Origin of the sequence: Streptomyces sp. NBC_00846 (assembly GCF_045207325.1) — a bacterium.
Taxonomy (GTDB): Bacteria; Actinomycetota; Actinomycetes; order Streptomycetales; family Streptomycetaceae; genus Streptomyces.
This window is the reverse complement of the sequence record NZ_CP108846.1, coordinates 7,183,948-7,206,286: the sequence shown is the minus strand read 5'-3', so window position 1 is coordinate 7,206,286 and position 22,339 is coordinate 7,183,948. Positions and strand designations below refer to the sequence as shown.

Sequence of the window (22,339 nt, the reverse complement as noted above, 5' to 3'; positions counted from 1 at the left end):
TCAGATCAGCACCCTGCGCCGCGATTCGAGATAGACCGCGATGTCCTCGATGCCGACGCCGGTGAGGCAGTCGGTGAGGACGACGGGGCGGTTGTCGCGGACCCGGTGGGCGTCGGACTCCATGACGCCGATGTCGGTGCGTACGTACTTCGCGATATCGATCTTGTTGATGACGAGCAGATCGGAGTCGGTGATGCCCGGGCCTCGTTTACGGGGCATCTTCTCGCCCTCGGCGGTGTCCAGGACGAAGAGGAAGAGATCGACGAGGGCCGGGCTGAAGGTGAGGGTGAGGTTGTCGCCGCCGGACTCGTAGAGCAGCGTGTCGGTGTCGGGGAAGCGCTCCAGCATTTCGGCACCCGCCGCCAGGTTCATCGTGGGGTCGTCCCGTACGGCCGTGTGCGGGCAGGCACCCGTCTCGACGCCGACGACGCGCTCCGGTTCGAGGACCCCGTCGAGGGTGCGGCGGACGTGCTGGGCGTCCTCCTGCGTGTAGATGTCGTTGGTGATGACGCAGGGGCGGTGACCGCGCTCGATCAGTACCGGTACCAGCGCTTCGATGAGCGCGGTCTTGCCGGATCCGACCGGTCCGCCGATGCCGACCCGCAGTACCTTGTCGTCCATGGTGCTTCCTGATTCGTGAGGGGGGGTGGATCAGCTGGCGAAGAGCCGGGCCTCGGCGCGTTCATGACGGCCCGACATGACGTCCGAGGCGAAGACGGTCGCTCCGACGTCGTCGAGTTCGCGTCGCAGCGCGTCCTCGACGGCCTCCTCGATGACGGGTGCGGCGCCCCGCAGCAGGGTCTGCGCCCCGCGGTGGTCGGTCAGCCGCAGGCGGAGGGCCGCGCCCGCGAAGCTCGCGCAGAACGCGAACAGGTCCGAGCCGACGGCCTGACGGACCGGCACACCGGCCGCCGCGTGGATGACCCCCGCGGCGACCGCCTGGGTGCCGGGCGCCTCCCTGCGTACGACGCGCTCGAAGTAGTCACCGATCTCCGGGCGGTCGAAGACCTCCCGGGCCAGGTCGAGGAGTTGCCGTCCGGTACGGGTGGCGGCCCGGCGCATCTCCCGGCCCAGCTTCGTGGCGAACAGGTGCTCGTCGATGGCGACGACGGTCTCCGGTTCGCCCGCCCGTGTCGCCCGGTGGGCGAGCGCGAGCGCGGTGGCGTCGGCCGGACCGACGCCGTGCAGCAGCAGGTCTTCGAGCAGCAGTGGCAGGCTGTCGGGGCCGATCGCGCCGGCCTGGGCGAAGCCTTCGAGGCTGTGCGACAGCGTGTAGAAGCCGCTGGGGAAGGCCGAGTCGGTCAGCTGGAGGCTGACCAGCAGCGGCCCGAGCGCGGGCTCGCATGTCCCGGCCCCCGCCCCGGCGGCTTGTGCTGCCGCCGGGGCCGGGCGGTCCCCCAGGTTGTCGTTCTCGTCTCGGTACATCGGCGCTAGACCAGGAAGTACAGGTGGTTGAGGGGCAGTTTCTCGGCCGGGTCGATGGTGGCGACCTTGCCGTCGAGCGTGACCTTGAACGTCTCCGGGTCGACCTTGATGTCCGGCAACGCGTTGTTGCGGATCATGTTGTGTTTGCCGATGGTCCGGGTCCGGCTGACCGGCAGGATCTTGCGCTCCAGGCCCAGTTCGGCCGGAACCCCGGCGGCGATACCGGCCTGGGACATGAAGGTGGCGTGCGTCGCCTGCAGGGCCTTGCCGTACTGCCCGAACATCGGGCGGTAGATCACCGGCTGCGGGGTCGGCAGGGAGGCGTTGGGGTCGCCCATCTGTGCCCAGGAGATGATGCCGCCCTTGATCACCATCTTCGGCTTGGCGCCGAAGGAGTGGATGGGCCAGAGCACGATGTCGGCGAGCTTGCCCTTCTCGATCGAGCCCACGTGGTCGGAAATGCCGGTGGCGATGGCCGGGTTGATGGTCACCTTCGCCAGGTAGCGCAGCACCCGCTGGTTGTCGTTGCGGGCGGAGTCGCCCTCCATCGTGCCCAGCTTGTCCTTGCAGTGGTGGGCAATTTGGAAGGTCCGCAGGACGGACTCGCCGACCCGGCCCATGGCCTGCGAGTCGGAGGAGACCATGCTGATCACGCCGAGGTCGTGCAGGACCGACTCGGCGGCGATCGTCTCGGCGCGGACGCGGCTGTCGGCGAAGGAGACGTCCTCGGGGATGTCGTGGCTGAGGTGGTGACAGACCATGACCATGTCGAGCAGTTCGTCCACCGAGTTCTTGGTGTACGGCAGCGTCGGGTTGGTGGAGGACGGCAGCACGTTCGGCTCGCCCGCGACCCGCAGGATGTCCGGGGCGTGGCCGCCGCCGGCACCCTCGCTGTGGAAGGTGTGGATGGTGCGGCCGTCGAACGCGGAGCGGGTGTCCTCGAAGAAGCCGCTCTCGTTGAGGCTGTCGGTGTGGATGGTCACCTGGACGTCGTACCGGTCCGCGACGCTCAGCGCGTTGTCGATCACGGCGGGGGTGGCGCCCCAGTCCTCGTGGACCTTCAGGGCACAGGCCCCGGCTTCGATCTGCTCGCTGAGCGCATCCGGCAGACTGCCGTTCCCCTTGCCCATGATGCCGAGGTTGACCGGGAAGGTCTCGGCCGCCTGGAGGAACCGGGCGATGTTGTACGGGCCGGGCGTACACGTGGTGCCGTTCGTGCCGTCGGAGGGACCGGTGCCGCCGCCGATGAGAGTGGTGATGCCGTTGGTGAGTGCCTGCTCGGCCTGTTGCGGGGCGATCAGGTGGACGTGGCTGTCGATGGCGCCCGCGGTCGCGATGAGGTGCTCACCGGCGATGGCCTCCGTGCCGGGCCCGATGACCAGGTCGGGGTGGACGTTGTTCTGGGTCTGCGGATTGCCGGACTTGCCGATCCCCGCGATGAAACCGTCCTTGATGCCGATGTCGCACTTGACGACGCCGACGATGGCGTCGATGACCACGACGTTGGTGATGACGGTGTCGAGTGCGCCCTGGCCGCTGGTGGCCTGCGGGTCGGAGGCCATGCCGTCACGCATGGTCTTGCCGCCGCCGTAGAGGACCTCGTCCCCGTACTGACCCTCGCTGAAGTCCTTCTCGACCTCGACGACGAGGTTGGTGTCGGCGAGGTGGAAGCGGTCGCCGACCGTCGGGCCGAACATGTCGGTGTACTGCTTGCGCGGCAGGATGGGCATCAGCGCGAACCCTTCTTCTTCGCCTTGGAGTCCTTCGAGTCCTTGGCGGTCTTGGCCGAATCCTTGGTGTCCTTGGCGCTCTTGGTGTCCTTGGCGCTCTTCGCCGGTGCGCCGGAGGCGGCGCCCTGGAAGCCCTGCTCGATCGCCTTGCGCACGGCCTCGACCTTGGCGGGGTGCGAGGCGAGGCTCCCGTTGAGCAGTCCGCTGAAACCGACGAGGCGGCCCGTACCGGCGTACGCGCACAACTCCACCTCGCGCGATCCGCCGGGCTCGATGCGTACGGAGGTGCCGGCGGGAATGTTGAGGTGCATGCCGAGCGCCTTCTGCCGGTCGAACGACAGTGCCGAGTTCACCTCGAAGAAGTGGTAGTGCGACCCGACCTGGATCGCGCGGTCGCCGGTGTTGCTGACGGTGAGCCCGACCGTGCGGCGACCGGCGTTGATCTCGACCGGGTCCTTGCCGTAGAGATATTTCTGACGGAACGTCATGCGGTGCTCCTGATGACTTGGCCCGCACCATGGACGTGCGGGTGCTGATGCGTATGCAGATGTCCGTGCCCATGGCCGTGGCCCTCGCCCGGCGGGTGGGTGTGGGAGTGGCCGTGGTCGTCGGCGGCGGTCAGCCCGGTCGCGATGCCGTCGTCACCACGCTCGTTCCACCGCCGCCGGGCAGCGGCCACGCGCTCGGCGAGGATCCGGGCCAGCGCGGCGGGCGGCACCGGCGGACCGGCGCGTTCGACGTGCGTGCCGGGTACGTCGGGTACCTCCGGCAGCGCGAAGGCGGCCGGGAGCAGCACCACGCGGGAGGCGCCGAGCAGCCGGCAGCGCCGCACCCCTTCGGCCGGGTCGGGATCGCCGCCGCTGAACGCGACCTCGACCAGCGGGTGGCTGCCGTAACGGCGGACCAGGCTCGCGACCCGGTACAGCTCGGCGTCGTCGAAGGGGTCGCCGGCCGGGGCGGTGACGAGCAGCGCCGATGTGGCGGGGACGCGGCCGGCCGCCGCCCGCAGCCAGCCGATGAGGTGCTGGGAGGTGCCGAAGGGCTCGGCGAGTACGGTCCCGGAGCGTTCGGCGGCGGGCAGCGCGCGCAGCGTACGGGCGGTGTCCGCGACGAGTTCCGGGTCACGGCCCAGCGTCAGCGGGACGACGCAGCCCTGTTCGCCGCCGCGCGTCAGCCCGGCGATGCTCCGGTAGAGCTCACGCCCGCTCGGCACGACGATCACCGCGGGGTCCACCAGGCCGTGCAGCGCTTTCCCGTGCGCTGCTTCGTGGCCGCACACGGCGATCACCCGGCAGTGGTCGGACACGGTGCTCAGCCGCCGATGGGGTCGTGGCAGGACACCAGCTTGGTGCCGTCCACGAAGGATGCCTCGACCTGGAGCAGCCCGAGCATGTCCCGTACCCCCGGCATGGTGTCGTCCTCGCTGACGATCTGGCGGCCGAGTTCCATGCAGTCGGCGACACTCCTGCCGTCCCGGGCGGCCTCCAGGATCGCCTCGGTGATCAGAGCCACGGACTCGCTGTAGTTGAGCTTGAGACCGCGGCCCTGGCGCTTACGGGCCAGGTCGGCCACTACGTACACGAGTAGCTTGTCGATCTCGCGAGGGGCGAGGTTCATCGTCGGTACCTTCCTCGGGGTGTACGGGAGAATGGGGCGATATTGTGAGCGGGCAGGGGTCAGTCGCTGCGGCGGAGCCGTGGCAGCAGCGGGACGGCCGCCATGAGCACCCAGGTCGTGAGGATGAACGGCCAGGTGAAGGTGTGGCCGCCGAACGGTTTGAAGAACGAGGTCAGCGAGGCCGTCAGGCCGGTGGTGGCCGCGCAGCCGAAGAGCGCGTACGCGCCGTTCCACACCGTTCCGGTCAGGAAGACCGCGCCGACGGCGATGGCGACGAGAACGGCGTTGTATCCGTAGATGCCCCCGGCGATCAGGGCCGTGGGGGCGCCGAGCGCCCAGGCCGCGACGATGCCCACGATGCTGCCCGCCGCCGCGAACAGCACCACGCGCACTCCGGCGAAGGCCAGCCCGACGAGCATGATGAGCCCGACGTACCACTCACCGACCAGGAAGATCTGCGACACGTTGGTGAAGAAGGCGTGCCACAGGTCGTCCCAGGAGATGCCGGTGTCGCCGCGGGTGGTGCTGGCGACCGTCTTCGGGGCGCCGTGCCAGATCCGGTCGAAGGACGACGCACCGACCACCATGACGCCGGAGACGAGGCAGAACGGCGCGGTGAGCGCGGTCAGCCGGTAGGGGGCGAGCAGCGTGGTCAGCGTCGCCATCAGCAGGGTGCACATGATCGCGCCGACGACGGCGAGCACATAGGTGGCGGCGTGGTGGCCCAGCGAGGTGACCAGGGCGATGCCGGTGAGGCAGCCACTGTAGCCCTGGAGTCCGAGGGCGATGCCCGACCGGTCGACGCCCAGGGCATAGGCGGTCGCCGTGGAGATCAGCGTGCCGAGGGTGGCGAAGAGGCCGATCCGCCAGCCCGCCACCCACAGCCCGGCGAGGATGAACGCGCCTGTCCAGATCCCGGGTTGGAGGTCGACCTGCCCGACTCCGCGCACCGAGGCCACGAGGTAGGCCATCGGCTGCCGGCTTTCGAGTCTCCGGACGACACCCGGCTCGGCGAAGGGCACGGCGGACTCCAACGATCGGCGGAAGGCCGCTCCCATGACTCCGCAGAGAGACCGGAATGTTGCTCTCTGCCATACAGACACATAGGGCATGCCTCTTCTCGTTGTGGGGCGTTCCACTGACCCATGCGGGTTTCACCCGGGGTGGACCAGTGCGCTGTGTGCCCGGCGTCCGCCGCCGCTCGTTACGGTCGCCGGATGCCCCCGAAGATGCGGTTGCACCGCTTCACGCACCCCGATCACCACCCCGGGGTGCAGCTCACCGTCGTAGCCGTCGTCGCGATCGGCGGCGCCGCGGGAGACGCGGCCCGCCATGGTGCCGAACTCCTCTGGCCGATCGGCCCCACCGCGTTCCCCTGGACGATTCTGCTGGTCAACGCGGTGGGCTGCTTCCTGATGAGTGGTCCTGATGGTCACCGTGAAGCTGCGCTTCCCGGGCGCGCCCCGGCTGATCAGCCCGCTCCTGGGCACCGGCCTGCTCGGCGGGTTCACCTCCTTCTCGTACTACACGGACAAAGTGCGGCAGCTGTTCGAGCACGACCGGCCGGGCTATGCGGTCGGCTATCTGCTCCTGACCGTCGTGGTGACGCTGGCCGCGGTGACGACGGGGGCCTTCCTCACGCACCTCGCGTTCGGGCGCGATCACCGGGCCCAGGACGGCGCGTGATGCTCGACTGGCTACTGGTGCTCGCGGGTGGGCTGGTCGGCGCGCCCCTGCGGTATCTGCTCGGAGTGGACGCCAAGTTCCGCCTCCACACCGTATTCCCGTGGGGCACCTTCGCGGCGAACGCCGGTGCGTCCCTGCTCCTCGGATTCCTCTCCGAGGCGGCGACCGGCGGAGACATCGGCCCCCGCCTCCAACTCCTGCTCGCCACCGGATTCTGCGGCGCCCTGTCGACCTGGTCGACGTTCTCGTACGAGCTGCTGACCCTCACATCGGCCCGCCGCCTGGCCACCGCTGCCGGCTATCTGCTGCTCGGCGTCGGCGCGGGGGTCGGGCTCTCGTTCGCCGGGGCCGCGGTGGCGAAGGCGGTGTTCTGACCGGCGAACGCCCCGCAACGGCCGAACTCCGGCCTACCCGTTGAGGGGTGGGCCGGAGTTCGGGTGTGCAGGCGGGAAGCGCTCAGTCGATGCCGGGCAGGATGTGCGGCTCGGCGAGGTCGTCCTCGTAGCCGGCCAGCCGGATCGGTGCGGACCTGGCCCAGACTTCGATGTTCCGGAGTTTCTCTGGACCGCGGGCCCGCTCTCCGTGGCGTTCGGCCGGTCGCTTCTCGTTCTTCGTCAGTTCTGGTGTCGTCACCGCGCACTCCTTTGTGTCGCGTAACCCCGGGCGTCACCGACGGCCCGGTCTCATAACCGGGCGTCGACCACCCGCGAGGGCAAGGGCAGGAACAGTTCGGTCGCGGTGGCGCCGGATACGGGGCGGGACGGCGACTCGGTTGACAAGCCTGTCCCAGGACGGCCGAGGAGGGTTCGTGGACTCCCCGGTGACGTCCGTTCGGATCAGATTAACCAAATGAGCGCGTTCCCGCTCGATGGAACCTGTGTCATGGGTCACTTTCGGCCACCTCGCACGGAAAAGACCCGGCCAGGAGCGATGTCCCGGCCGGGCCCACGGCGCCGCACGCGACAGCGCTACCGATGGCATCGCCCCCACGGGGCGACCGGTCGGCTACCAGTTGGCGGGCGCGTAGTCCTTGAGGAAGCAGCCGTACAGGTCCTCGCCCTCCTCGCCACGCACGATCGGGTCGTAGACACGGGCGGCGCCGTCGACCAGGTCGAGCGGGGCGTGGAAGCCCTCCTCGGCGAGGCGGATCTTGTCGGGGTGCGGCCGCTCGTCGGTGATCCAGCCGGTGTCGACGGCCGTCATCAGAATGCCGTCCTTCTCGAACATCTCCTGGGCGCTGGTGCGGGTGAGCATGTTCAGCGCGGCCTTCGCCATGTTGGTGTGCGGGTGGCCCGCGCCCTTGTAGCCGCGGCTGAACACCCCTTCCATGGCGGACACGTTGACCACGTAGGAGCGCTTGGCGGCGGTCGCGGCCATCGCCGGACGGAGCCGGCTGATCAGGATGAACGGCGCTGTGGAGTTGCAGAGCTGGACCTCCAGCAGCTCGATCGGTTCGACCTCCTCGACCGTCTGGATCCAGCTGTTGGTGTCATGCAGGTCGGGCACGAGACCGCCCGCGTCGATCGCCGTTCCGGCGGCGATCCGCTCCAGCGAGGCGGACCCGGTGACCAGGGCGAGCTCGGTGACGTCCTGCGCGCTCAGGCCTTCCCTGCGGGCGGCCGGGAGAGCGGCGACGCGGTCGACGGTGCCGCTGCCGAAGGTGCCGATGACCTCGGCGGCGGGCAGCTCACCCGCCGGAAGCGGGGCGGCCTCGGCGTTGACCAGTTCGCTGTACGCGTTCGCGGACCGGCGCACGGTCTGCGCCGCGTTGTTGATCAGGATGTCCAGCGGGCCCTCGGCCGCGACCGAGTCGGCGAGCGCGACGACCTGCGCGGGGTCACGCAGATCGATGCCGACGATCTTCAGCCGGTGGATCCACTCGTCGCTGTCCGGCATCGCCTTGAAGCGGCGGATCGCGTCGTTGGGGAAGCGAGTGGTGATGGTGGTGTGCGCACCGTCGCGCAGCAGCCGCAGCGCGATGTACATGCCGATCTTCGCGCGGCCGCCGGTGAGGAGCGCGCGCCGGCCGGTGAGATCGGTCCGGGCGTCGCGGCGCGAGCGGTTCTCCTTGGCGCACTGCGGGCAGAGCTGGTGGTAGAACGCGTCGACCTCGACGTACCGGGTCTTGCAGATGTAGCAGGAGCGGGGGCGCTGGAGGACGCCCGCGATCTCGGCACGGGCCGAGGACGACGGCAGGACCCCCTGGGTCTCGTCGTCGATGCGGTCGGCCGAACCGGTCGCGGTGGCCTCGGTGACGGCCTTGTCGTGCGCGGTCTTGGCGGCGCGGCGCTCCTGACGGCGGCGCTGCTTCACGGTCCGGTAGATCCCGGCCGTGGCACGGCGCACGGCGATGGCGTCGGGGTGGTCGATCTCAATGGTGTCGAGTTCGTCGAGCACGCTCAGGCAGACGGCCAGCCGCTCCGGGTCGATACCGGGACCGAACTCCTCAGTACCGGAAGCGAGCTCCGGGCTGTCCTCTGTCAACGTCATTGCCGTTCCTCTGCCGCTTGTCCCTCGTGGCGCCGACCGCCGTACCTGTTCCTGCCGGGCCGAACGCCCCGGTCAAGTCTGCCATGCACGGGATGCTGCTCCGTTCGTGTGATGTCTCGCGCACGACGCGCGTGGCACGGAAGCGCTCCGACCCGACGGCTCCTCCACGGTTCGGTCACATATGCTTCCTTGCAGTACGGCCGGGGTCGAGCCGTGCCGTCCGTACAAGGGGGTGGACAGTGGCCGAACTCCCGGCGGGCAGCTCTCCCGTCGGCGCTTCTGTGCGCCCGGACGCCGTCCCGGTACAGAACGGTCCCGCCACGGCCGGCAACGAGTCCGCAAGCGAAAGCGGCCACGGTTCGGTGTGGAAGGTCGACGCCGTGATCCTGCTGGTCGAGGACGACGCCGGTGACGCCCTCCTCGTCGAGGAGATGCTCGCGGACAGTGAGCTGGATTCCGCGCTGACCTGGTGCAGGACGCTCGCGGAGGCGCGCCGGTTCCTGGCCGGCTGCCACACCCCGTGCTGCGTACTGCTCGATCTGCATCTGCCCGATGTGCACGGCCTGGACGCCGTGACCCGGATCGTCGAGTCGGCGCCCGATGCGGCCATCGTCGTGCTGACCGGCAGGGCCGAGGCAGATACCGGCCTGTCGGCCGTGGCGACCGGCGCCCAGGACTATCTCGTCAAGGGACGGCTCGATCCGGAGGCGCTGGGCCGCTCGGTCCGTTACGCCCTCCAGCGCAAGCAGGTCGAGCAGGCCGCGGCGGCGCTGCGCGCCAACCGGCTGATGGCGCGGGAGAACGCCCGCCTCGAACGCGGGCTGCTGCCCGTGCCCCTGCTGCACGACGACTCCTTCGAAGCGGTGGCACGGTACGCGCCGGGCCGGGCGCACGCCCTGCTCAGCGGTGATTTCTACGACGTGGTGCAGACCTCCGACGGCACGGTGCACGCGGTGATCGGCGATGTGTCGGGGCACGGGGCTGCGGAAGCGGCGCTGGGTGTCTGCCTGCGGGTCGCCTGGCGCACTGCGGTGCTGTGCGCGACCGGCCGGCTCGAACAGGTCCGGCTGCTGGAGGAGATCCTGGTCGCCGAACGCTCCGACCCGCATGTCTTCGCCACCGTCACCTCACTCTCCTTCTCCCCGGACCGGCGCCGGGTACAGGTGGTGCGGGCCGGTCACCCCGGGCTGTTGCTGCGCAGCGGTGACCGGGTGAGCTGGGTCGAGCCCGAGCCCGGGATGGCCCTGGGGCTGCTGCCGGGGACGGGACGGTGGAGCGTCTCGGAGCTGTCCCTGCCCGATGACGGCCGGATCGTCCTCTTCACGGACGGCCTCTTCGAAGGGCGTACGGGGCCGGGCTCCCGGCTCGGCGAGGACGGGCTGCTCGCCCTGGCCCGCAGTCGCGGGGCCCTGTCGGCCCGCGCGTTCGTGGACACCCTGGTCGACGAGGCCGCCGAGGCGGCGTCCCCGTACGGCGGACTCGCCGACGACGTGGCCGTGCTCCATCTGGGCTGGGGTCGGGAGACGCCGCGATGAACGACCGGGACGCATCGCCGACGCCCGGGCGCGGCCTGACTTCACGACTGTCCGTCCAGAACTGGGTCCATCTGATCCTCGCCGTCTTCGTGCTCGTCGTCTGCGCGGGCCTGACCGTCGGGGGCCTCGTGCTGTCCCGGATATCCGACCGCACGACCGAGCTGGTGGACCGCATCCAGCCCGCCCGCTCCTCGTCGTTCCAGTTGCAGAACGCGCTGCTGGAGCAGGAGACCGGGGTCCGCGGATTCGCGCTCACCGGCGACCCGGCCTTCCTTCGGCCGTACGAGGCGGGGATGCGGGACGAGAAGCTGCGGATGGCCCGCGTACGCGCCCTCGTCGGGGACGAACAGCCCTTCGCCGGCGATCTCGACCGGATCGCCGCGGCCTCCCGGGAGTGGCGCAGCGGGCATGCCGAGCCGCTCGTCGCCGCCGTCCGCCGGGGCGGCCCGGCGTCCGAGACCTCCGCCCCGATCCGGCGGAGCACGGACGAATTCGCCACCCTGCGCCGCCTGTACACGGCTCAGCAGGCACATCTCGACGTGGCTCGCGACCGGGCCCGCACCGATCTGAGCAACGCCCGCACCACCCGTGACCAGGTGTTCATCTCGCTGGTCGTCGGCTTTCTCCTCGCCGTGGGCTCGCTGAGTCTGCTGCTGCACCGGATGGTCGGCCGGCCGCTGGGCCGACTGACCGCCGCCTCCGAGACGGTCAGCTCGGGGGCGTTCCGCAAGCGGATCGGGGTCGACGGGCCGTCCGATGTGCGGGCGGTGGCGGCGGCCGTGGAGGACATGCGCCGCCGCATCGTCGAGGAACTCGCCGAGTCCCGGGAACGCGAGACGCTGCTGGCGGAACAGACGCGGGAGCTGCGCCGGTCCAATGCCGAGCTGGAGCAGTTCGCGTACGTCGCCTCGCACGATCTGCAGGAGCCGCTGCGCAAGGTCGCCTCGTTCTGCGGTCTGCTGGAGAAACGGTACGGCGCGGAGCTCGACGACCGGGCGCGGCAGTACATCGACTACGCGGTCGACGGCGCCGGGCGGATGCAGGTGCTGATCAACGACCTGCTCACCTTCTCCCGCATGGGACGGGTGCACGACCGGTGGAAGCCGGTCGACCTGGACCGGTCCCTGGACCGCGCCCTGGCCAACCTCGCGCTGGTCGTCGAGGAGTCCGGTGCCACGGTCGTACGGGAGGACCCGCTGCCGTCGCTGACCGGGGACGCCACGGCACTGTCCATGGTCTGGCAGAACCTGATCGGCAACGCGGTGAAGTTCCGCCGCCCCGACGTACCGTGCCGGATCACGGTGGGCCGTGTGCGGGAGGGCGACGACTGGCACTTCCGGGTGGCGGACAACGGCATCGGCATCGCGCCGGAGTCCGCGCAGAACGTCTTCGTCATCTTCCAGCGTCTGCACGGCCGGGAGGAGTACGAGGGAACGGGCATCGGTCTGGCCCTGTGCCGGAAGATCGTGGAGTTCCACGGGGGCCGGATCTGGCTGGATCCGGAGACCACCGAGGGCACCTGCATCCGTTTCACGCTGCCGGTCGCCCCCGCCGCACCCGCGCACACCGCGGTACGGCCGCCCGGCCCGGACGCCACCGTCGAAGGGCTCGGACATGGCTGAGATCTGCCGGGTTTTCCCCGGAGTGGGACCGCTCGTCGCGGGTAGGCGAACGTCGAGAAGCTGTCATCGAACACCCCTGCGTCGCCCTGGCTGGAGCACATGAACGAACAGGTCACCTCGCGACCGCCCGGCCACCCCTGCCCGGACCGGTCCACGGAGGTTCTGCACAGCGCCGAGGTGTTCGACGGCGAACCCGGCTGCATCGCGCAGGCCCGGGACCTGGCCGACCGCTTTCTGGTCCGGCTGGCCGCCGAGTGGCTCGCGGTGTTCGGCGAGCACACCCGCAGCGATCTGATGCTGGCCGTGAGCGAACTGGTCACCAACGCGGACCGCTACAGCCAGGGCCCGTACCTGCTGGAACTGGAGGGCACCGCGGAGCGCGTCAGCGTCACGGTGTACGACAGCAGCACGGCTCTCCCGCTGTTCTACTCACCCGACCCGGCGCGCCCCGGAGGCCATGGCATGGAGATCGTGGTGGCGCTGTGCGACCGGCTGACCGCCGAGCGCGTACCGGTGGGCAAGCGCATCCGGGCCGAGTTCGGCTTGAGTACCTGACCTGTGGGGCGGGCGGGACGCCGCCCGCCCCACGACCACGGCCGGCCACCCGGACCTCGATCGGGCGACGGCTTCACGCGCGACCCGACTGGCGCAACTTCCCCGCGCTCCGGGAACGATGCACACGGATCGGGGCATCTAGTTGGGGTCCCGTGGATTTGGGGTCCCGTGGATACGGACAGACACCTCACGCCTCATCCCCCACCGGAACAAGGGGTGCATCCAGCATGCAGATGTCCAAGCCGGTCGCACCCACGAATCCGGGCCTCAGGCGGGAAATCGGGCTGATCGGTCTCATCTGGGCCTCGGAGGGGTCCATCATCGGGTCCGGCTGGCTGTTCGGCGCGCTGTTCGCCGCTCAGGCGGCCGGCACGGCGGCGCTCATCTCCTGGGGCATCGGGGCGCTCGCCATCATCGTGCTGGCGTTCGTGCATGCCGAACTGGGGGCCATGTACCCGGTCGCGGGCGGCACCGCCCGCTTTCCGCACTATGCCTTCGGCAGTGCCGCCGGCGCGTCCTTCGGATGGTTCTCGTGGCTGCAGGCCGTCACCGTGGCGCCGATCGAGGTCATGGCGTCGCTGAACTATCTCAGCGTCCACGCCCCCTGGGTGCAGACCGGCAAGAATCACCTGACACCCGCGGGGTACGGGCTGGCCGTCGCGTTCATGGCGTTCTTCGTCGTCGTCAATTTCTTCGGCATCAAATGGCTCGCCCACACCAACAGCGTGGCGACGTGGTGGAAGGTGGCCGTCCCCGTCTTCACCATCATCGTGCTGGCCACCACCACCTTTCACGGCAGCAACTTCGGCTACCAGGGCTTCGCCCCCTTCGGCGCCAAGGGCGTACTCTCCGCCATCAGCACCAGCGGCATCATCTTCGCGCTGCTCGGCTTCGAGCAGGCCGACCAATTGGCGGGCGAGAGTCGCAATCCGGCCAGGGACATCCCGCGGGCGGTCATCGGCTCCATCCTCATCGGTGCCCTGGTCTACGTGGCACTTCAGGTGGTCTTCATCGCCGCCCTGCCGCACAGCGCGTTCGCCCACGGCTGGGCCGACCTCTCCTTCAGCGGAAAGGCCGGCCCGTTCGCCGGGCTCGCCACCTCCGTCGGACTCGGCTGGCTCGCCACGCTGCTGTACATCGACGCGGTCGTGTCACCGTCCGGTACGGGCCTGGTCTACACGACCGCCACCTCTCGGGTCTCCTACGGCCTGTCCCGCAACGGCTACGTCCCGGCGGTCTTCGAGCGCACCACCAGACGCGGCGTCCCGTGGTTCAGCCTGCTCTTCGCGTTCGTGGTCGGGCTCATCGTGTTCCTGCCGTTCCCCACGTGGCAGAAGCTGGTCGGCTTCGTCACGTCCGCGAGTGTGCTGATGTACGCGGGGGCGCCGCTCGCCTTCGGGTGCCTGCGCAAGCAGGACCCGGACCGGCCTCGTCCGTACCGGTTGCCCGGCGGGACGTTCTGGGCGCCCGTGGCCTTCATCGTCTCGAACCTGATCATCTACTGGGCGGGCTGGGACACCCTGTGGCGGCTCGGCGTGGCCATCGTGCTCGGCTATCTGCTGCTGGGCGGCTCCGCGCTGCTCAAGCTCAATCCCAGGGTGCCGCACATGGACTGGTGGTCCGCGCAGTGGCTGCCGGTGTACCTCGTGGGCATGGGGCTGATCTCCTGGCAAGGCGGATTCTGCAGCACGGGCCCGGCGTCCAAGGCGTCGTGCGGCGCAACGGATGCCCTGCCGCTGTGGTGGGACATCGCACTCATCGCGGCGTTCAGCCTGGTGATCTACTTCTGGGCCCAGGCCGTCCGGCTCCCGGACGAGGAGACCCAGGAGTACATCGGTTCCGTCGAGGTGGTGCCCGGCGGGTGACCCGGCCCCGCGCCCGGCTCCGGCGCGTCCGTGTGTCAGACGCTCTCGAAGACGCAGTCACCGCACAGGCCACCGGCCGGGCAGCGGTAGTACAGGCAGCAACTGCGGCGCCGGAACGCCGTGTCGTGCGGGGCTCCGGTGTTCCGCAGATCCGGGTGGTCGAACAGTTCGGCGACCAGTGCGCGGGCCCGTGCGGACACGTCGGGCCGGCCGTGGCTTCGCGCCCAGGCGACCAGTTCGCGCAGGGCTCCAGCCAGCGCCGACCCCGCGTTGCCCCACAACAGCCGGTTCGACAGGGGGCCGTCCCGGTGGATCGCCTCGGCGAGGGGCACGAGGTGGCCGAACTGGACGGCCTCCCGGATCCGGTCGGCGGTGGCGGGCAGCGTGTCGGAGGTGCTCAGCCACAGATCCTCCGGGGCGGTGTGCCCCGGGTCCCAGTGCAGGGCATCGGGCGAGAGACCGGGCAAGTGCCCCGTCAGGGCCGCCGGACCGAGCGCGACCGACCAGAGGCGCGCGGCCAGCCCCAGGTGCGCGACGGAGGCTGCGACTCTGCGCTCGGAGGTACGGAGCCGGTCGGCGACCGTGTCGATGCGGGCCGTGAGCGGTGCGGACTCCCCCGCGTACAGCAGGGCCAGCGGGCGATACGCACCCTCGGGCGGTGCGGTGGTGCGCAGGGCGAAGAACCCACCCACAAAGGGCCCTGCGGGCTCGTCCATCACGTTGCTCCCTCTCGGTTCCGCGGTCGCCGCGACCGGTGACCCACCTCCGCGGATCGCAGGCATCCGGAGTGCCGCGAGCCGCGTGACCCGGCGTTCACCGTATCCCCTCCGGTTGATCCACTCGGAGTCCTCAAGAGGGAGGACTACCGTCGGTAGGAGGACCCCGGGACCACTCCCGTACTACCAAGGCAGTACGACGGATCGCCCCCTCAAGGACGACGACACGGATGCCTCTGAGGGAGATCGTGGTGTACATGAGTTCCCTTGCGCTGTCCGTGCTTCTGTCACTGGTCTCCGCGGTCGCCTACGCGGCCGGGGCGATCGTCCAGGAGCGCGTGGCCGCGGCCGGCGACGGCCGTTCGCTCGCACCCTTGCGCAACCGCGTCTGGTGGGCCGCCGTGGCGCTGAACGGGGCGGGCGCGGTGCTGCATGTCGTAGCGCTGGCATACGGTCCGCTAAGTCTCGTCCAGCCGCTCGGTGCGTTGACCATCGTCTTCGCCCTGCCGATGTCGGCGCTCCTCGTACGCCGCCGGGCACGGGCCACCGCATGGCGCGGCGCGATCATGGCAACCGTCGGTCTGGCGGGCCTGCTCGCGCTCACCGGGAACGGCGAGTCGCGGTCGCTGAGCGGCCCGGATCAGCTGATGCTCGCCGGGGTGACCCTCGGTGGGGTCGCGGCGCTCTTCCTGGCCTCCAAGGGTGTGCACAGGCCGGTGGTGCGGAGCATGATCGTGGCAGGGGCTGCGGGTGTGGCTTTCGGTATCGCCTCGGTGTTCACGAAGACGGTGGCGGTGCGGTGGACGGCCGGTGACGCGGGGGCCGGGATGCCGGCGCTGCTGGCGATCGCCGCGTTCGCGGCCACCGGGCTGCTGCTGTCCCAGATCGCGTACCGGGGTGCCGGGCTGACCGCGCCGCTGGCCACGGTGACCGTGGTGAACCCGGTGATAGCCGCGGCCGTCGGCATCACCATGTTCGACGAGGACTTCCGGCACGGTACGGCGGGCACCGTGCTCGCGCTGGCGTGCGGGATAGTCGCCGCGGGCGGGCTGATCCTGCTCACGACGGAGCGGCTGGGTGCGGAGCACCTCGCCGGACGGAGTACGGAAAGCGAACACCCGGTCATTGCGGGGGACGGGACGGTCGGGACGGACACGACGGGCCGGGACGGGAAGCAGGGCGCCGACGGCATCGCGGAGCCGGCGGCCGGTCTGTCCCGGCCGGTCGGGACGCGGACGGTTGTCGCTCTTTGCGAGCCCGCCACTGCCGTACCGGCGGCGACGATGCCCGTGAGGCCCGCCGCGGCCGACGAAGCCGTCGCGGAGGCCTTCTCGGTAGCCCCTGCACTGCCTCCGCTCAGGCCGTTGAAGCGCCGGCTCAGGCAGATGGAGTTCGGGCCCGGGCTGCCGTCGCACACCCGTCCCGCCGCACGGCGGGACGACATGCCGTCCACGGGGTCCGGCGCTGCCGATGAAGCCGCCGGACCGCCGAAGGCCGTTCAGACGCTGACGCCGCCCGCTCTGAGGTAGGCCAGCGGATCGATGTCGGAGCCGTAGCCGGGGCCGGTGCGGATCTCGAAGTGCAGGTGCGGACCCGTGACGTTCCCGGTAGAACCCGAGCGGGCAATCCGCTGGCCCGCGGAGACGTGCCGGCCCTCGCGCACGTGAAGCGCGGACAGGTGCGCGTACTGGCTGTACTTCCCGTCGCTGTGCCGGATGACGATCTGGTATCCGTACGCGCCGCCCCAGCCCGCCGAGACGACCGTGCCGGAGTCGACCGCCTTCACCGACGTGCCGGTCGGAACGGGGAAGTCCACACCGGTGTGGTAGCCGCTGGCCCAGGAACCTGCCTGGTGGTACGGGGTACCGGTACCCGCCGCGACCGGCGCGACGAGACCGGCGTGCTTCTCCGCCCGCTCCTGCTTGTGGCTCTCGGTCTTCTTCGGGTGGGTCTTCGGCTTCGCGATCCGGTACTGGGGCTTCGCCGTTGGGTGCTGGGGCTTCGCTGCTTCGTGCTGGGGCTTCGCCGTTGGGTGTGCGGACGTGGCCGCTTGCTGTTTCGGCTCGGCCGTCCGCTGCTGCGGCTTTGCCTTTTCGTGCGGCGCGGCCGTCGCCTTCGGCTTCGGCTTCGGCTTCGTCGTCGGCTTCGTCGCGGTCGAGCCCGCCTTGGCATCCGTTCTCGATGCCCGGGCCGCGTCAAGGCTCAGGCGCTGCCCGGGAAGGATGAGGTCCGGGTCGTCCCCCACGACCTTGCGGTTTGTTGCGTACAGGTGCTGCCAGCCGCCCCGTACGCGCTCGTTCGCCGCGATCGCGGAGAGCGAGTCGCCTGATGCGACGGTGTACGACTCGCGCTTGCCGGGCACGGTGGTCGGCGTGGCGGGCGTGGCCGTCCGCTTCGTCTCCGGCATTCCGGCGGCGGCCCTCCCGGGCGTCTTCACCCGACTGGTCCGCGCGGACTGGGTGTTGACGTCGGGGGCGTCCCCGCCGCTCGTCAGCCCCGCCCGTGTCGAGCAGCCCGGCCAGGCACCGGGCCCCTGCCCTTCGAGCACCTTTTCCGCAACGGCTATCTGCTGGTCCCTGGTCGCGAGATCGGCGCGCGGGGCGTACACCGTGCCGCCGTAGGCCGCCCAGGTCGACCGGGTGAACTGCAGGCCACCGAAGTAGCCGTTGCCGCTGTTGATGTGCCAAGTGCTGGTGGACTCACAGGCGGCGACCTTCTCCCAGACATCCGTCGACGCAGCACCCGCCGAGGCCGCCGCGACGAGCGGCAGAGCGATGCCCGCGCCTCCGGCCGTGACCGTGAGCGAGGCGCGGTTGAGCCGGCTGGGCTGATATCTGCGGTGCCGTCCGTTCGCGGCCATGACTTGGCTCCCCCACAGGCAGTAGGACACGTCGCAAGCGCCCAACTTATGGGCAGACAAAGGCCGGTGACAAGAGAGCAAGGCCCTGCCCACCCCTCGCGGACGGCCCGGACGGCCCCGGCCGGACAGCCACCGCGATTCGTGTCCGGTGCGGTCCACCGCGCAGCGTCTCGGTGATCGGTGTACCGGTGTGAACGACTGGTATGCGGCAAACCGGCGCAGCCCGGTGGGCATGGATCCGGCGGGAGGATGGCACGGCCGAGGAAGGGGAGGAATCTCAGCGGCATGGGGATATCGCGGACGGAGCCATACGGCCCACACCGAACAGCCGTTGCCCCGCCCCGTATCCATACTGAAGATCCCGGCATCCCCCAACAGATTGCAGAGCACACAGATGAGCGGCACCGCGCAGATCGGCGTCACAGGACTCGCGGTCATGGGCCGCAATCTCGCCCGCAACTTCGCCCGCAACGGCTTCACGGTCGCCGTGCACAACCGGACGACCGCGAAGACGGACGCCCTCGTCGAGGAGTTCGGCGACGAGGGTTCCTTCGTGGCCGCGCGTACCCCACAGGAGTTCGTCGCGGCGCTGGAACGTCCGCGGCGGCTGGTCATCATGGTGAAGGCGGGCGATCCGACGGATGCCGTGATCCAGGAGTTCGCGCCGCTCCTGGAGGAGGGCGACGTCATCATCGACGGCGGCAACGCGCACTTCGAGGACACCCGCCGCCGCGAACGAAGGCTGCGCGAGCGTGGCGTCCACTTCGTGGGCGTCGGCATCTCGGGCGGCGAGGAGGGCGCGCTGAACGGGCCGAGCATCATGCCCGGCGGCTCGTCGCAGTCGTACGAATCGCTGGGGCCGCTGCTGGAGAAGATCGCCGCCAAGGCGAAGGACGGCGCCCCGTGCACCACTCACATCGGTCCCGACGGGGCCGGACACTTCGTGAAGATGGTCCACAACGGCATCGAGTACGCGGACATGCAGCTGATCGCGGAGGCGTACGACCTGCTGCGCAAGGTGGCGGGCTACTCCCCCGCGAAGATCGCCGAGACGTTCCGCGGCTGGAACACCGGCCGCCTCGATTCCTATCTGATCGAGATCACGGCGGAGGTACTCGCCCACACCGACGCGGCCACCGGAAAGCCCTTCGTCGACATCGTGCAGGACCGGGCGGAGCAGAAGGGCACGGGGCGCTGGACGGTGCAGATCGCGCTGGATCTCGGAGTGCCGGTCTCCGGTATCGCGGAGGCCGTCTTCGCCCGCTCGCTGTCCGGCCACGCGGATCTGCGCGAGGCGGCGAAGGACCTGGCGGGCCCGTCGGCCGCGGTCCTCGACGCATCGGCCGGCGCGGCCTTCGCCGACCGGGTGGAGCAGGCGCTGTACGCGTCCAAGATCGTCTCGTACACGCAGGGGTTCCACCAGATCAGGGCGGGCAGCGAGGCGTACGACTGGGACATCGACCTCGGCGCGGTAGCGGCGATCTGGCGGGCCGGGTGCATCATCCGGGCCGCGTTCCTGGACCGGATCCGAGCGGCCTACGACACCCGTCCGGACCTGCTGAGCCTGCTCTCGGACGAGCAGTTCGCCACGGAGATCGGCGCGGCCCAGGACGACTGGCGCGAAGTCGTCGCGGAGGCGGTGCGGCAGGGCGTGCCGACGCCGGGTTTCGCGGCCGCGCTCTCGTACTACGACGGACTGCGCGCGGACCGGCTGCCCGCGGCGCTGACCCAGGGGCAGCGCGACTTCTTCGGCGCGCACACATATCGGCGTACGGACCGCGAGGGCTCCTTCCACACGCTCTGGGGCGGCGACCGGTCCGAGGTCGGAACCGGCTGATACACGGGATGCCGGCGGGCGCTCCGAGCCCACAGCGGCGCGCGGCGGTCGGCAGCCCTGCGCCGATGCGCCAGCGCGCGAGGTGGACGGCTCTACGCACCCTTTACGCGCCCGTTTGCCGCAATCGTCGTCCCTGCCGTCGCCGTCTGCCCCGCCGTCGCCGTCCACCCCGTCGTCCTGTCTTCGCCGGGAGGCCGCGCTGGACGTCGCCTCATGTGACGTCCGAAAGTGCGTCGAGGAGCTGGTGGGTGAAGGACCCGGCCCACCGTCGCCCGGTCGGGTGAGCCGGGGTGCGGCGTCGTCGTACGTGTGCGTAAGTAGCAACGGGTCTTCTTGCTCGCCCGACCCGAGGGCCCGCTGCACCTCCGTACCGCTGACGCCCCATGGAGCCCCCGTATGCCCGACGCCATGCCGGAACCGGTCGCGGCCCAGCCCGTCGTCGCGCCGTTGACCAGTGCCGCCCTGATCCTGGTCGCCACGATCGAGCCCGGTGGTGAGCCCGTCGTCCGCGAGGTGCTGCCGGATCTGGCGGCGATCGCCCGTTCCATCGGGTTCCGGTTCCCGGGCGCCGGCCTGGTCGCGGTGACCTCCTTCGGCTCCGACGCCTGGGACCGGCTGTTCGCCGGGCCGCGCCCGGCGGGGCTCCACCCGTTCCAGGAACTGCACGGTGCCCGCCACCGGGCCCCCGCCACGCCGGGCGATCTGCTGTTCCACATCCGGGCCGAGCGGATGGACGTCTGTTACGAGTGGGCGGCCCAGCTGCTCGACCGGCTCGGCACGGCGGTGAAGGTCGTGGACGAGACACAGGGGTTCCGCTACTTCGACCACCGGGATCTGCTCGGCTTCGTCGACGGCACGGAGAACCCCGTGGGGGCGGACGCACGGTCGGCGGCCCTGGTCGGCGCAGAGGACCCGGAGTTCGCGGGCGGCAGCTACGTCATCGTGCAGAAGTATCTGCACGACCTCGCGTCCTGGAACGCGCTGAGCACCGAGGCCCAGGAACACGTCATCGGCCGTACGAAGTTCACCGACATCGAGTTCCCCGACGACGTCAAACCCGCCGACTCGCATGTCGCCCTCAACACGATCACCGAACCGGACGGCACGTCGCGCGAGATCCTGCGGGCCAACATGCCGTTCGGCAGCTTCGAGCAGGGCGAGTTCGGCACGTACTTCATCGGTTACGCCGCCGATCCGGGCGTGACCGAACAGATGCTCCGCAACATGTTTCTCGGCAATCCGCCCGGCACGCACGACCGCGTCCTCGACTTCTCCACGGCGGTCACCGGCACACTCTTCTACACCCCCCGCGCCGACTTCTTCGACGCCCCGCCGCCGTCGCCCGCCATGACCGCGGCCGAGGCCCCGCCGGAGCCGGCGTCCGCGCCCGCGGTGGCGCAGGCCCCGGTCCCGGTCCGGTCGGACGACGGCTCGCTGCAGATCGGCAGCCTGCAAGAAAGCGCCCAGTGATGAACAACCTTCACCGCGAACTCGCCCCCGTCACGGAAGCCGCCTGGGACCAGATCGAAGAAGAGGCCCGGCGCACCTTCAGCCGCCACCTGGCGGGCCGCCGTGTCGTCGATGTCACCGGGCCGGACGGCCCGGGACTCGCAGCCATCGGCGACGGTCATCTGCGCACGATCGACCCGCCCACACCGGACGTGATCGCCCGGGCCCGCACTTCGGTGCCCGTGATCGACTGGCGGGTGCCGTTCACGGTGACCCGGTCGGCCGTGGACGACGTCGAGCGCGGTTCCGACGACAGCGACTGGCAGCCCGTCAAGGAAGCGGCCCGCACCTGTGCGTTCGCCGAGGACATGGCGCTCATCGACGGGTACGCGTCGGCCGGCATCACCGGCCTCCGGGACGGCTCCTCGCACACCCCGCTGCCGCTTCCGGCCGACGCCCGCGACTACCCGGCCACCGTCAGCCAGGCGCTGACCCAGCTGCGGCTGGCCGGGGTCGACGGCCCGTACCGGCTGCTGCTCGGCGCCGACGCCTTCACCGAAGCGACGGAGACCTCCGACCACGGATATCCAGTGGCCACCCACCTGGCCCGGCTGCTGGACGACCAGATCCTGTGGGCGCCCGCCGTCACGGGCGGCGTCCTGCTGTCCACCCGGGGCGGCGACTTCGAACTGCGCCTGGGCCAGGATCTGTCGATCGGCTATCAGGACCACGACGCGACCAGCATCCGGCTCTACTTCCATCAGTCGTTCACCTTCCGGATGCTGACGCCGGAGGCCGTGATCCCGATCATCGCCTGACCGCCTCGACGGTCCGGGGCAACCGGTGGGCGCATCGAGCCACGGGCAGGGCTCGGCCGCCGATGTCACGGCGCGGGCGGACGGCGCGCCATGAGGCGCGCCGTCCGAGGGGCCGGAGCCCGCGAGACGGACCG

Annotated in this window: 21 protein-coding genes and 1 pseudogene; 10 read left to right on the top strand and 12 right to left on the bottom strand. The window is 70.5% G+C overall.

What is annotated here, in order from left to right:
* The 8 genes from ureG to OG936_RS32870 form a co-directional block, all read right to left on the bottom strand.
* Complete coding sequence (gene ureG / locus OG936_RS32905) at positions 1–621, bottom strand: urease accessory protein UreG (RefSeq protein ID WP_406499571.1); 621 nt, start codon at positions 619–621, stop codon at positions 1–3.
* A gap of 30 nt (positions 622–651) precedes the next feature.
* A complete protein-coding gene (locus OG936_RS32900) occupies positions 652–1,425 on the bottom strand; it encodes an urease accessory protein UreF (RefSeq protein ID WP_406499570.1) in 774 nt (257 codons plus the stop codon).
* Positions 1,426–1,430: 5 nt separating this feature from the next.
* On the bottom strand, positions 1,431–3,155 hold the full coding sequence (gene ureC, locus OG936_RS32895) for an urease subunit alpha (RefSeq protein WP_406499569.1): 1,725 nt from the start codon (positions 3,153–3,155) through the stop codon (positions 1,431–1,433).
* The gene (locus tag OG936_RS32890; protein WP_406499568.1) at positions 3,155–3,643 is read right to left on the bottom strand and encodes an urease subunit beta; all 489 of its coding nucleotides are present in this window, start codon (positions 3,641–3,643) and stop codon (positions 3,155–3,157) included. The genes ureC and OG936_RS32890 overlap by 1 nt, the downstream gene beginning before the upstream one ends.
* Positions 3,640–4,461: a sirohydrochlorin chelatase gene (locus OG936_RS32885; RefSeq protein ID WP_406499567.1), complete on the bottom strand. Its 822-nt coding sequence runs from the start codon at positions 4,459–4,461 to the stop codon at positions 3,640–3,642. The genes OG936_RS32890 and OG936_RS32885 overlap by 4 nt, the downstream gene beginning before the upstream one ends.
* A 5-nt stretch (positions 4,462–4,466) precedes the next feature.
* A complete protein-coding gene (locus OG936_RS32880) occupies positions 4,467–4,772 on the bottom strand; it encodes an urease subunit gamma (protein ID WP_266750742.1) in 306 nt (101 codons plus the stop codon).
* Positions 4,773–4,831: 59 nt separating this feature from the next.
* Complete coding sequence (locus OG936_RS32875) at positions 4,832–5,794, bottom strand: urea transporter (protein WP_406500702.1); 963 nt, start codon at positions 5,792–5,794, stop codon at positions 4,832–4,834.
* A gap of 132 nt (positions 5,795–5,926) precedes the next feature.
* Complete coding sequence (locus tag OG936_RS32870; protein ID WP_406500794.1) at positions 5,927–6,106, bottom strand: hypothetical protein; 180 nt, start codon at positions 6,104–6,106, stop codon at positions 5,927–5,929.
* Between OG936_RS32870 and OG936_RS32865 the strand changes: the two are divergent.
* Both OG936_RS32865 and OG936_RS32860 read left to right on the top strand, forming a co-directional pair.
* Positions 6,044–6,458: pseudogene (locus tag OG936_RS32865) on the top strand (fluoride efflux transporter FluC). The gene OG936_RS32870 and the pseudogene OG936_RS32865 overlap by 63 nt on opposite strands.
* Positions 6,458–6,832 carry a fluoride efflux transporter FluC gene (locus tag OG936_RS32860; protein ID WP_406499566.1) on the top strand — a complete coding sequence of 125 codons (375 nt, stop codon included), beginning with the start codon at positions 6,458–6,460 and terminating at the stop codon, positions 6,830–6,832. The pseudogene OG936_RS32865 and the gene OG936_RS32860 overlap by 1 nt, the downstream one beginning before the upstream one ends.
* A gap of 82 nt (positions 6,833–6,914) precedes the next feature.
* Here the strand turns inward: OG936_RS32860 and OG936_RS32855 are convergent, their stop codons facing one another.
* Together OG936_RS32855 and OG936_RS32850 are read right to left on the bottom strand one after the other, a co-directional pair.
* A complete protein-coding gene (locus OG936_RS32855; protein WP_266750736.1) occupies positions 6,915–7,091 on the bottom strand; it encodes a hypothetical protein in 177 nt (58 codons plus the stop codon).
* Positions 7,092–7,463: 372 nt separating this feature from the next.
* Positions 7,464–8,948 (bottom strand): SDR family NAD(P)-dependent oxidoreductase, encoded by a 1,485-nt coding sequence (locus OG936_RS32850; RefSeq protein ID WP_406499565.1) that lies wholly within the window; start codon positions 8,946–8,948, stop codon positions 7,464–7,466.
* A gap of 362 nt (positions 8,949–9,310) precedes the next feature.
* Here OG936_RS32850 and OG936_RS32845 point away from each other — a divergent pair, with 362 nt between their 5' ends.
* From OG936_RS32845 to OG936_RS32830, 4 genes are all read left to right on the top strand, one after another.
* Positions 9,311–10,483: a PP2C family protein-serine/threonine phosphatase gene (locus OG936_RS32845; RefSeq protein ID WP_406500700.1), complete on the top strand. Its 1,173-nt coding sequence runs from the start codon at positions 9,311–9,313 to the stop codon at positions 10,481–10,483.
* Positions 10,480–12,105 carry an ATP-binding protein gene (locus tag OG936_RS32840; RefSeq protein ID WP_406499564.1) on the top strand — a complete coding sequence of 542 codons (1,626 nt, stop codon included), beginning with the start codon at positions 10,480–10,482 and terminating at the stop codon, positions 12,103–12,105. The genes OG936_RS32845 and OG936_RS32840 overlap by 4 nt, the downstream gene beginning before the upstream one ends.
* 99 nt (positions 12,106–12,204) lie before the next feature.
* Positions 12,205–12,660 (top strand): ATP-binding protein, encoded by a 456-nt coding sequence (locus OG936_RS32835; RefSeq protein WP_266750732.1) that lies wholly within the window; start codon positions 12,205–12,207, stop codon positions 12,658–12,660.
* 227 nt (positions 12,661–12,887) lie between these two features.
* Entirely contained in the window at positions 12,888–14,525 is a 1,638-nt protein-coding gene (locus OG936_RS32830; protein ID WP_406499563.1) for an APC family permease, read from the top strand.
* A 35-nt stretch (positions 14,526–14,560) separates the two neighbouring features.
* On the opposite strand, the gene OG936_RS32825 is transcribed toward OG936_RS32830, so the two are convergent.
* Positions 14,561–15,241, bottom strand: a complete 681-nt coding sequence (locus OG936_RS32825; RefSeq protein ID WP_406499562.1) for a (2Fe-2S)-binding protein — start codon at positions 15,239–15,241, stop codon at positions 14,561–14,563.
* A 248-nt stretch (positions 15,242–15,489) separates the two neighbouring features.
* Between OG936_RS32825 and OG936_RS32820 the strand changes: the two genes are divergently transcribed.
* The gene (locus OG936_RS32820) at positions 15,490–16,770 is read left to right on the top strand and encodes a DMT family transporter (protein ID WP_406500698.1); all 1,281 of its coding nucleotides are present in this window, start codon (positions 15,490–15,492) and stop codon (positions 16,768–16,770) included.
* Here OG936_RS32820 and OG936_RS32815 read toward each other — a convergent pair.
* Positions 16,740–18,101 (bottom strand): peptidoglycan DD-metalloendopeptidase family protein, encoded by a 1,362-nt coding sequence (locus OG936_RS32815; RefSeq protein WP_406499561.1) that lies wholly within the window; start codon positions 18,099–18,101, stop codon positions 16,740–16,742. The genes OG936_RS32820 and OG936_RS32815 overlap by 31 nt on opposite strands.
* A 394-nt stretch (positions 18,102–18,495) precedes the next feature.
* Here OG936_RS32815 and gndA point away from each other — a divergent pair, with 394 nt between their 5' ends.
* The 3 genes from gndA (at position 18,496) to OG936_RS32800 (ending at position 22,205) form a co-directional block, all read left to right on the top strand.
* Complete coding sequence (gene gndA / locus OG936_RS32810; protein WP_406499560.1) at positions 18,496–19,938, top strand: NADP-dependent phosphogluconate dehydrogenase; 1,443 nt, start codon at positions 18,496–18,498, stop codon at positions 19,936–19,938.
* 396 nt (positions 19,939–20,334) lie between these two features.
* Entirely contained in the window at positions 20,335–21,408 is a 1,074-nt protein-coding gene (locus OG936_RS32805) for a Dyp-type peroxidase (RefSeq protein WP_406499559.1), read from the top strand.
* Complete coding sequence (locus OG936_RS32800; protein ID WP_406499558.1) at positions 21,408–22,205, top strand: family 1 encapsulin nanocompartment shell protein; 798 nt, start codon at positions 21,408–21,410, stop codon at positions 22,203–22,205. Before OG936_RS32805 ends, OG936_RS32800 begins: the two co-directional genes overlap by 1 nt.
* Positions 22,206–22,339: the final 134 nt, after the last annotated feature.

What these genes read in the sequence shown, in the direction of transcription:
- OG936_RS32850 (WP_406499565.1), bottom strand. Translation starts at nt 8,948, where the DNA reads ATGACGTTGACAGAGGACAGCCCGGAGCTCGCTTCCGGTACTGAGGAG.
- OG936_RS32825 (WP_406499562.1), bottom strand. Translation starts at nt 15,241, where the DNA reads ATGGACGAGCCCGCAGGGCCCTTTGTGGGTGGGTTCTTCGCCCTGCGC.
- OG936_RS32805 (WP_406499559.1), top strand. Translation starts at nt 20,335, where the DNA reads ATGCCCGACGCCATGCCGGAACCGGTCGCGGCCCAGCCCGTCGTCGCG.
- OG936_RS32840 (WP_406499564.1), top strand. Translation starts at nt 10,480, where the DNA reads ATGAACGACCGGGACGCATCGCCGACGCCCGGGCGCGGCCTGACTTCA.
- gndA (WP_406499560.1), top strand. Translation starts at nt 18,496, where the DNA reads ATGAGCGGCACCGCGCAGATCGGCGTCACAGGACTCGCGGTCATGGGC.
- OG936_RS32890 (WP_406499568.1), bottom strand. Translation starts at nt 3,643, where the DNA reads ATGACGTTCCGTCAGAAATATCTCTACGGCAAGGACCCGGTCGAGATC.
- ureG (WP_406499571.1), bottom strand. Translation starts at nt 621, where the DNA reads ATGGACGACAAGGTACTGCGGGTCGGCATCGGCGGACCGGTCGGATCC.
- OG936_RS32800 (WP_406499558.1), top strand. Translation starts at nt 21,408, where the DNA reads ATGAACAACCTTCACCGCGAACTCGCCCCCGTCACGGAAGCCGCCTGG.
- OG936_RS32815 (WP_406499561.1), bottom strand. Translation starts at nt 18,101, where the DNA reads ATGGCCGCGAACGGACGGCACCGCAGATATCAGCCCAGCCGGCTCAAC.
- OG936_RS32860 (WP_406499566.1), top strand. Translation starts at nt 6,458, where the DNA reads ATGCTCGACTGGCTACTGGTGCTCGCGGGTGGGCTGGTCGGCGCGCCC.
- OG936_RS32830 (WP_406499563.1), top strand. Translation starts at nt 12,888, where the DNA reads ATGCAGATGTCCAAGCCGGTCGCACCCACGAATCCGGGCCTCAGGCGG.
- OG936_RS32880 (WP_266750742.1), bottom strand. Translation starts at nt 4,772, where the DNA reads ATGAACCTCGCCCCTCGCGAGATCGACAAGCTACTCGTGTACGTAGTG.
- ureC (WP_406499569.1), bottom strand. Translation starts at nt 3,155, where the DNA reads ATGCCCATCCTGCCGCGCAAGCAGTACACCGACATGTTCGGCCCGACG.
- OG936_RS32870 (WP_406500794.1), bottom strand. Translation starts at nt 6,106, where the DNA reads ATGGCGGGCCGCGTCTCCCGCGGCGCCGCCGATCGCGACGACGGCTAC.
- OG936_RS32900 (WP_406499570.1), bottom strand. Translation starts at nt 1,425, where the DNA reads ATGTACCGAGACGAGAACGACAACCTGGGGGACCGCCCGGCCCCGGCG.
- OG936_RS32835 (WP_266750732.1), top strand. Translation starts at nt 12,205, where the DNA reads ATGAACGAACAGGTCACCTCGCGACCGCCCGGCCACCCCTGCCCGGAC.